Source organism: Hydrogenovibrio sp. 3SP14C1 (assembly GCF_029625905.1).
Lineage (GTDB): Bacteria > Pseudomonadota > Gammaproteobacteria > Thiomicrospirales > Thiomicrospiraceae > Hydrogenovibrio.
Genome location: NZ_JARTLM010000285.1, coordinates 1 through 243, shown reverse-complemented (window position 1 = coordinate 243; position 243 = coordinate 1). Strand labels below are relative to the sequence as shown.

Sequence of the window (243 nt, the reverse complement as noted above, 5' to 3'; positions counted from 1 at the left end):
GCCAGTTTTAGCCATTGTTCCGTTTTGCTGCGCTGGGTATCAATTTTGTCCGTTAAACTCCCCGCTTGCTGACGTGCCTGCTCGGCTTGCGTCAGCCGATGACGAATATCGAACACACGCTGCTCAGCCTGCTCTTGCGCGTGTTGCCACTCGGCTTGCTGCGTCTCCAAGACTGTCTTGTCATCAGGCCATTGCGACCGCCAAAGCGTGGTTTGATGAACAAGCGCTGACAGATGACGAGAC

At 55.1% G+C, this 243-nt stretch carries 1 protein-coding gene; it reads right to left on the bottom strand.

All coding sequences use genetic code 11. The features are described 5' to 3' along the window. Window positions 1-243, bottom strand: a 243-nt coding sequence (locus P8629_RS12555) for a hypothetical protein (RefSeq protein ID WP_278166428.1), incomplete at both ends; no start/stop codon positions are given.